The organism is Serinicoccus kebangsaanensis, assembly GCF_008919445.1.
Lineage (GTDB): Bacteria > Actinomycetota > Actinomycetes > Actinomycetales > Dermatophilaceae > Ornithinicoccus > Ornithinicoccus kebangsaanensis.
In genome coordinates this window covers 22,899-29,070 of the sequence record NZ_VSLG01000023.1, presented here as the reverse complement: position 1 = coordinate 29,070, position 6,172 = coordinate 22,899, and the positions used below count along the sequence as shown (strand labels likewise).

At 73.1% G+C, this 6,172-nt stretch carries 4 protein-coding genes; 1 reads left to right on the top strand and 3 read right to left on the bottom strand.

Annotated features, from left to right (window positions below; all coding sequences use genetic code 11):
- Positions 1–227 precede the first annotated feature (227 nt).
- Positions 228–2,024, top strand: coding sequence for an L-lactate permease (locus FXF60_RS16235; protein ID WP_151527023.1), 1,797 nt, complete (start codon positions 228–230; stop codon positions 2,022–2,024).
- 12 nt (positions 2,025–2,036) lie between these two features.
- Here FXF60_RS16235 and FXF60_RS16230 read toward each other — a convergent pair whose 3' ends face one another.
- The 3 genes from FXF60_RS16230 to FXF60_RS16220 are packed head-to-tail and all read right to left on the bottom strand — an operon-like array spanning position 2,037 to position 6,150.
- A complete protein-coding gene (locus FXF60_RS16230; protein WP_238335895.1) occupies positions 2,037–3,413 on the bottom strand; it encodes a (Fe-S)-binding protein in 1,377 nt (458 codons plus the stop codon).
- Positions 3,413–4,669 (bottom strand): FAD-binding oxidoreductase, encoded by a 1,257-nt coding sequence (locus FXF60_RS16225; protein WP_151527022.1) that lies wholly within the window; start codon positions 4,667–4,669, stop codon positions 3,413–3,415. Before FXF60_RS16225 ends, FXF60_RS16230 begins: the two co-directional genes overlap by 1 nt.
- Positions 4,669–6,150, bottom strand: coding sequence for an FAD-binding oxidoreductase (locus FXF60_RS16220; RefSeq protein ID WP_151527021.1), 1,482 nt, complete (start codon positions 6,148–6,150; stop codon positions 4,669–4,671). Before FXF60_RS16220 ends, FXF60_RS16225 begins: the two co-directional genes overlap by 1 nt.
- Positions 6,151–6,172: the final 22 nt, after the last annotated feature.

The following is a 6,172-nucleotide window of genomic DNA, read 5'->3' as shown; positions in this document are numbered from 1 at the left end:
ACCCCGAAGGGGCGACAACGACCCTATGAGCCAGACACCAGGTGCTCAGGATCCAACCAGCCGCCGAAGGCAGCAAGCCTCACCCTGACACTGACGCCGACCCTACCGGCCGGGCGCGGCGCGCCGAGGAGCCGCAACAGGGGACAGCCCTGGCTGCCGGGGATACAGTTCGCCTGTGAGGAGCCTCTTCGGACCGGGGAGCTCGAGCCTCTCGGAAAGGTGTCGACGTGGACAACTTGGCCGTGCTCAGCCTGTTGGCGATCTCGCCGATCGTGGTCGTGGGGGTGCTGCTCGCGGGCCTGCGCTGGCCCGCGAAGTACGCCATGCCGGTGGGCTACGTGGTGACGGTCGTCATCGCGATGTTCGTCTGGCAGATGCGTCCCACCGCGGTGGTCGCGGCCACCCTGGAGGGGCTCATCATCGCGGTGACCCTCCTCTACATCGTCTTCGGCGCCCTGCTGCTGCTCGCCACGGTGATCGCCAGCGGAGCCATGGCCACGATCCGGTCCGGCTTCACCGCCATCTCTCCGGACCGCCGGGTGCAGGCCATCATCATCGGCTGGCTCTTCGGGTCCTTCCTCGAGGGCGCCTCGGGGTTCGGGACCCCGGCGGCCGTCGTCGCGCCGCTGCTGCTCGCCCTCGGGTTCCCCGCGATGGCCGCCGTGATGGTCGGGCTCATCATCCAGTCGACACCCGTCTCGTTCGGCGCCGTCGGGACGCCGATCATCGTGGGTGTGGGGACCGGGCTGCAGGGCGGCCCGGGCGTCGAGGAGCGCGCCGCCGAGCTGGGTCTGGGCTACGACGGGCTGGTCGCCGAGATCGGCTTCCAGGCGGCGGCGATCCACGCCGTCGCGGGGCTGCTGATCCCGTTGGCCATCGCGGTCTTCCTCACCGGGTTCTTCGGCGAGCGGCGCAGCTTCGCCGAGGGGCTGCGGGTGTGGCCGTTCGCGCTCTACGCCTCGCTGGCGATGACCGTCCCCTACGTCCTGGTCGCCCGGTTCGCCGGACCGGAGTTCCCCGCACTGCTCGGCGGGCTGGCCGGCCTGGCGCTGGTGATGTTCACCTCCTCGCGCGGCTTCCTCATGCCCAGGGACACCTTCGACTTCGGACCGCGCTCGAGCTGGCAGGAGCGCTGGATGGGCACCGTCGACACCGACCACCTGGGTGACCTCGACACCCGCCGGATGGGTCTGCTGCGCGCCTGGTCGCCCTACCTCCTCATCGCGGTGCTGCTGCTCGCCACCCGGCTGATCGAGCCGCTGACGACGGCGCTGCGCTCGGAGAACCCGGCGGTGACGCTTCCCTTCGAGAACCTGCTCGGCACCGGGATCTCCACCACCTGGCAGTGGCTCTACAGCCCCGGCACCGTCTTCATCCTCACCTGCCTGATCACCTACGGCCTGCACCGGATGAGCGGCGAGCAGATCCGCTCGACCTGGGCCGTGGCCGGCAAACAGATCCTCGGCACCGGTGTGGCCCTGCTCTTCGCCGTGCCCCTGGTGCGGTTGCTGATCCGCTCCGGTGCCGAGTTCACCGACTCCGGGCTGGCGTCGATGCCAGTGACCCTGGCGGAGGGCGCGGCCGCGGTGGCCGGGTCCAACTGGCCGCTCGTGGCGCCCTGGATCGGGGCCCTGGGTGCCTTCGTGGCCGGGTCCAACACGGTGAGCAACCTGACCTTCTCCCTCTTCCAGTTCGCCACCGGCCAGGAGATCGGCGTCGCCCCGGAGAGCGTTGTGGCGGCGCAGGCCGTCGGCGGCGCCGGCGGCAACCCGGTCGCGATCCACAACATCGTCGCCGCGTCGGCCACGGTGGGCCTGCTCGGTCGCGAGGGCGACCTCATCCGCAAGACGGCGCTCGTCACCGCCTACTACTGCCTCGCCGCCGGGACGGTGAGCTACCTGTGGATCTACGGCATCGGGCTCAACCTCGGCCTGCTGCAGCTGGTGGCGCTCGTCGCGCTGCTCGTCGGGCTGGCCGTGTGGGCCCGACGCCGGTCCCGCTCCGAGGTGCCCACCCGGGCCTGAGCCGGTGCGTGCTCAGCCGCCGGACGGCAGCGGTACGCCCCGGATCGAGGCGTCGAGGAGCACCGCCGTGTGCACGAAGGGAACCCTCCGGCCGGCCCGCTCCAGCGCCTGGCTGATCTGCATGAGACAGCCCGGGTTGGCCGTGACGAGCAGGTCGGCGCCGGTGCGCAGGATCGAGGCGGCCTTGCGGTCGCCGAGCTCGGTGGCCGGCTCCGGGTTGAGGATGTTGTAGACCCCCGCCGATCCGCAGCAGATCTCGCCGTCCGGGATCTCCACCAGCCGCAGGTCGGGTATGCCCCGCAGCAGCTCGCGCGGTGCGCTCACCACCCCCTGGGCGTGCCGCAGGTGGCACGCGTCGTGGTAGGCGACGCTCACCTCCTGCTCCGCCGTCCCGAGCCGGTGCCGTGGTGCCGTCGGGCCCAGCTCCACGAGGAACTCGGCCAGGTCGCGCACCCGCTCGCTGAACGCGCGGGCGCGGTCGGCATACGCGGGGTCGTCCGCCAGCAGGTGGACGTACTCCTTCATCGTCGACCCGCACCCGGCCGAGTTGACGACCACGGTCTCGACGCCGGCCTCCTCGAAGGTGTCGATGAGCCGGCGGGCGAAGGCCATGCCCTCCTCCTCCCGCCCGGTGTGCACCGACAGGGCGCCGCAGCAGCCCTGGCGGGTGGGCGCGACGACCTCGCAGCCCTCAGCGGCGAGCACCCGCGCGGTGGCGGCGTTGACGTCCCCGAAGAACTCCCGCTGGACGCAGCCGGTGAGCATGCCGACGACCGCCCGCCGGGTGCCCAGCGCCGGTGTGCGCTCCGGCACCTCGACCCTCGGCCCCAGGGGCGGTGCGAGGGACTGCATCACCTCGAGCTCGGGGCTGACCCGTCCCACCAGGCCCGAGCGTCCGACCAGGCCGAGGACCCCGGTGCGCTGGGCCGCGCGCAGCGGCCCGCGCAGCACCCGGAGGCGTGCCGGGTAGGGGAACAGCGAGAAGATCAACGACCGCAGCGCCCGGTCCCGACGCGGCCGGGTCACCCGTCGCTCCACCTGGGCGCGGGTGGTCTCCAGGATCCGGTCGTACTGCACCCCGGAGGGACAGCTGGTCACGCAGGCCATGCACCCCAGGCAGGCATCCAGGTGACCGACCGTGGCCGCCGTGAGCGGGGCGCCCTCGCTGGCCGCCCTGATCAGGTCGATCCGACCCCGGGGGCTGTCCATCTCCTCGCCCCAGAGCTGGTAGGTCGGGCAGGTGGTGAGGCAGAAGCCACAGTGGACGCAGTCGTCCAGCAGGTCCGGGCTCGGCGGGCGCACCGCGTCGAAGGCCGGCTCGGCCAGCACCTCCGAGCGGTCTCCCCGCACGCGTGGCATCCCCAGCTGGGTGGGGCGTTCGGCAACCATCACAGTCCTCCCACGAAGCGGCCCGGAGCCAGCAGGCGTCCGGGGTCGAACTCGGCCTTGACCCGGCGCATCAGCGCCAGCCCCGGCACCGGCCCCCAGAGGTCGAGCCGGGGCTTCACCGATGGCGGCGCGTCCAGGACCACGGTGGAGCCACCGAGGCGCGCGCTGGTCTCGCGCAGCGCCTGCACCGCCTCCGCCACGGCCTGAGCCGCGGTGTCCTCCGGCAGGGTGGCCCGCAGCACACCCACCCCGGCCGATCCGGTCACCGTCATGCCGTGCCCGGTCGCGACCGCCACCAGCTCGGGTATGCCGCTGAGCCGGCTGGTGGTGCGCACGAGTGTGGGTCGGTCGGTCAGGGGTGACGTGGGTGCGGGCCGGTCGTCGGTCTCCGCGTCCTCCACGGTCTCCACCTCCACCGTGCCGCCCGCCCACTCCTGCAGCTCGGCGGCCAGGGTGTCGGCGCGGGCACGGGTGCCGTCGGCGGTGCCACCGAAGCAGACACCGACCGATGCCTCGCCGGCCGGCGTCGCGTGCACCTCGACGGCGTGCGGCACGAGCTGGCTGTCGATCACGTGCCGCAGGGCCGGCGCGAGCCCGGACGGCGGGATCGGTGCCCGGACCCAGCGGGTCGCCTCGGGCACGGGGTGCAGCCGGACGGTGGCCTCGGTGATGACGGCCAGGGTGCCGTAGGAGCCGGTGAGCAGCTTCGCGAGGTCGTAGCCGGCGACGTTCTTGACCACCTTGCCGCCGGCCTTGGCCACCGTGCCGTCGGCCAGCACCACCCGCATCCCGATGACCAGGTCGCGCAACGGGCCGGCCCACAACCGGCGGGCGCCGGAGAGGTTCGTGGCGATGGCGCCCCCGAGGGTGGACCCCTGGCCGTCCCGACCCCGACCCGAGGCCAGGTCGTCGACCACCAGCTGGTGCGGGCCGAGCTGCTGCTGCAGCCGGGCCAGCGGCATACCTGCGCCGGCGGTGGCGATGAGGTCACCGCGCGAGTGCTCCACCAGCCCATCCATCCCGGTGGTCTCGAGGACGACGTCCACCCGCTCCGGCGGTGCGCCCCACGCGAGCTTGCTGCCGTGCCCGCGCACGACCACACGGAGCCCGTGCGTGGAGCAGGCGCGCATCAGGGCGGACGTCTCCTGGGTCGAGACCGGGCGGGCGACGACCTCGGGGCGGACCCCGTCGACGTCCTCCTGGACCTCGGCCGGGCGGACGGCGCACACACCCGACAGCGCACCCTCGACCGACATCAGAAGACCAGCGCCCCGGCGCCGGGGTCGGCGGCCTCGTCCGCCGAGTGCACCAGCCGTGGTCTCTCGCCGCACATCCGGGGGGTGGGATAGATCTTGCCGGGGTTGGCGAGGTGCTCCGGGTCGAAGGCGCACCGCACCAGCTGCATGGTGTCCAGGTCCTCGTCGCTGAACATCCGCGGCATGTAACGCGCCTTGTCAGCCCCCACGCCGTGCTCGCCGGTGATCGACCCGCCGTGCTCGATGCACAGGTCCAGGATCATGCCGGAGACCTCCTCCGCGCGCTCGGTGGCGCCGTCCTCGGAGGCGTCGAAGAGGACGAGCGGGTGCAGGTTGCCGTCGCCCGCGTGGAAGACGTTGGCGACGCGCACCCCGCGCTCCCGGGAGATCCGACCCATCTCCCGCAGCACCTCGGGCAGCGAGGTCCGCGGGACCACGCCGTCCTGCACGATGTAGTCGGGCGAGATGCGGCCGACGGCGGCGAAGGCCGACTTCCGGCCCTTCCAGATCTCGGCCCGCTCCGCGGCGTCCTCGGCGGCCCGGAACTCGAAGCATCCGTGGTCGGCGCAGATCCGCTGCACCCGCTCCAGCTCCTGCGCCACCTCGACCGCGGGTCCGTCCAGCTCCACCACGAGCACGGCACCGGCGCCCTCGGGATAGCCGCAGGACACGGCCTCCTCGGCCGCCTCGATCGCCAGGGCGTCCATGATCTCGATGGCGGCGGGGACGATGCCGTCGGCGATGATGGCGCTGGTGGCACCCCCCGCCTCGTCCGTGCTGGCGAACCCGGCGAGGCAGGTGCGCACCTCCTCGGGCAGACGGGTCAGGCGCAGGGTGGCGCGGGTCGCGACCCCGAGCGTGCCCTCGCTGCCGACGAAGGCGCCGAGCAGGTCGTAGCCGGGTGCGTCGGGGGCCTCGGTGCCGAGCGTGACCGTCTCGCCGTCCGGCGTCACGACGTCCAGGGAGAGCACGTGCCCCGCGGTGAAGCCGTACTTCAGGCAGTGGGCCCCACCGGAGTTCTCGGCCACGTTGCCGCCGATGGAGCAGATCTGCTGGCTGCTCGGGTCCGGCGCGAAGTAGTAGCCGAGCGGGTTCGCGGCCTTGCTGACCTCGAGGTTGATGACGCCGGGGTCGACGACCGCCCGCTGGTCCTCGGCCCGCACCTCGTGCAGCGTCCGGAGCCGGCTGGTCACGATGAGCACGCCGTCGGCGTGAGGGAGCGCCCCGCCGGAGAGACCGGTGCCCGAGCCACGCGCGACGAAGGGCACGCGGTGCCGGGCGCAGGCCTGCACCGTGGTGGCGACCTGCTCCGCCGTGTCGACCAGCACCACCAGCCCGGGGCGCACGCGGTATGCCGCGAGCCCGTCGCACGCGTAGGTGTCCCGCTCCGAGGGGTCGGTGACGAGGGTGTGCGGGGGGAGCGACCCGCGCAGGTCCTCCAGGAGCGCGCTCGTCGTCGATCCGTGGTCCGTCCGCGTCATCGTCGCCTCCTCGGTGAGTCCT